Genomic DNA, 2,661 nt, shown 5'->3' on the forward strand with positions numbered 1-2,661 from the left:
GACACTCAAGCAAGCGAATGGCAACCGATCCCAAAGATAGGAAAGCATAGTTGTCCTGCGTGAAACCACATGTGAAGCCCAATCGGTCGCAGTAAAAGTCGATCTGCTTCTTCAAAGATGAGCAAAAAACAAAAGGTGTGAGCTGCAATATCTGTGACACGCTGAATCTCCTGTTTGAAACAGCGCTATCTTACAGGTCAAAGCCGTTCAATCCAGCAACTGGTCTTTCCTCAGCCCCTCACGTTCATAATGATGAGGCAGCACCCGCCCATAAAGTTGTCTGGTCCGCTCCACCCCGCCACACATGCCCTCTGCTTCAACGAATGAAAAAATGCCGACATATCGTCTGCGGTCACCTTTGACCGGCGCGACACGATGTAGAGAATATCGCCCCCTGAAAATCTGCAGATCACCGGGCTGCAGTTCTAACTGCCTGACACGTGCCATGTTCCCGTCAAGGATCGAGGCGACCGCATCAAAATTCTCGTCTTCAGTGCTGCGCAGATTGGGTGCATATTCAAACGCCCCACCCTCTTCGCCATTCTGAATCGCAAGTGTCACGGTGTAGTTGTTAGTGTCGAAGTGCCAGGGGAAGCCCTGCCCTTCCTCGACCACGTTGATAATCACATCAGCCAGCGGATCATCGTATCTAAAGAACCGATCCTCATCCTCTCCCAATGCTTCGCGAATGAAAGGCAGAAATCCCTCAAACTCATAGATCCTACGCAGCGGACCGGAAGCTGGAAAATTGTCAGCGGGCACAAACGCGTTCGAACGATCGTAAAAGCGGCGGATCGGATGGGCGATCCCAAAACGCGGATCGTCTTTGGTGAAATAGGCATTGGTACGGTTGAAGGACCGGTGCGCTTTGGGCGCTACAGTGTCAGCCTCCTGCAACAACAGCTCGATACCGGTCTCATGAACAAAGCCGGGCAGAACCGCGCATCCGTCCTGATCCAACTCGCGCTTCAAATCTTCGATCATCCTGTCATAGGCCGGTGAGTCCGGCCGATCGATCGGATACCGCCCAAGATCTACCAGATCGTGTAACATGTTCCGCCTCCCTTGTTTGCGCTCTCAGGATCAGCGTGACGCAGACAAGGGCGCCGATCATGCCCGTTTCGGACATCGGCCTGACGCATTCTGACAAGTCAATTCAGTGCCATGAGCACCAAATGCACGATCAAATTCGCGGAAATTCCCGACATGCGTCAATCTGCGCAATAAAATGTCGCAAAATACCGCCTTCAAGATAGAAAATTGGTGCGATTGCCTGTTGACGCCCCTTCCCCCCGCTCATAATGTCCCCTGCAAGCAAAGAGGAGCCTCTGGCGATGAGAACGCTAGTCGTAATCGTAGGAACCACGCGCATGGGCCGGTAACGGTAAACCATAATCGAACCCATGCGCCTCCGAAAATCTCGGGGGCTTTTTTTTGTCAAACGCAAGACACATGTCGCGAACGGAGCAAAGCAGATGACACGTGAGATGACCGGCGCAAAGATGGTTGTTCAAGCCCTCAAGGATCAGGGCGTGGACACAGTATTCGGATACCCCGGCGGCGCCGTGCTACCGATCTATGATGAGATTTTTCTGCAGAACGACATTCGCCACATTCTGGTGCGGCACGAGCAAGGCGCTATCCATGCCGCCGAAGGTTATGCCCGCTCGACCGGAAAGCCCGGCGTTGCGCTTGTTACATCCGGCCCGGGTGCCACCAACGCTGTGACCGGCCTGACGGATGCGTTGCTGGACTCGATCCCGATTGTGGTTCTGACCGGCCAGGTGCCGACCTTTATGATCGGCTCTGATGCATTTCAGGAGGCTGACACAGTTGGCATTACCCGCCCCTGCACCAAGCACAACTGGCTGGTGAAGGATACGGACTCCTTGGCGTCTACACTGCATGAAGCGTTCCACGTCGCAACCGCTGGCCGCCCCGGCCCGGTTCTGATCGACATTCCCAAGGATGTGCAGTTCGCCAGCGGAGAATACACGCCGCCAAAACCGTCGACTTCGCATTATCAGCCGGCACTCAAAGGCGATCTGGAAGAGATCACCGAGCTTGTTGCAGCTATTGAAACCGCCAAAAAGCCAGTGTTTTACACGGGCGGTGGGGTTATCAACTCGGGTCCTGCCGCAAGCCAGTTGCTGCGCGAACTGGTGGATGCGACTGGGTTCCCAATTACATCGACCCTGATGGGGCTGGGTGCTTATCCTGCGTCAGGTGAAAACTGGTTGGGAATGCTGGGTATGCACGGCCTTTATGAGGCCAACATGGCGATGCATGACTGTGACCTGATGATCAATATCGGCGCGCGGTTCGATGACCGGATCACCGGACGCATCGATGCATTCTCGCCCAACTCGAAAAAAGCACATATCGATATCGACCCGTCATCGATCAACAAGGTGATCCGGGTGGACATACCGATTGTTGGCGACGTTGCCCATGTTCTGGAAGATATCCTGAAGGTCTGGAAAGCGCGTGGACGCAAGACAGACGCTGCAAATGTCAAACAGTGGCAAAGCCAGATCGCAGACTGGCGCAAGATCAACTGCCTCGCCTATTCGGAGAACAAGAAGTCGATCAAGCCGCAATACGCGCTGCAAAGGCTTGAGGAACTGACGAAAAAGCATGATCGCTACATCACGACCGAAG

Annotated in this window: 2 protein-coding genes; one reads left to right on the forward strand and one right to left on the reverse strand. The window is 54.2% G+C overall.

The window, feature by feature from the left end; genetic code table 11:
• Positions 1-207 precede the first annotated feature (207 nt).
• Complete coding sequence (locus E1297_RS46730; protein WP_155150932.1) at positions 208-1,053, reverse strand: 2OG-Fe(II) oxygenase; 846 nt, start codon at positions 1,051-1,053, stop codon at positions 208-210.
• A gap of 422 nt (positions 1,054-1,475) precedes the next feature.
• On the opposite strand from E1297_RS46730, the gene E1297_RS46735 reads away from it, so the two are divergent.
• Positions 1,476-2,661, forward strand: a 1,186-nt coding sequence (locus E1297_RS46735) for a thiamine pyrophosphate-binding protein (protein WP_244328140.1), incomplete at its 3' end; no start/stop codon positions are given.

The sequence above is a fragment of the Roseibium sp. RKSG952 genome (genome assembly GCF_009711355.1).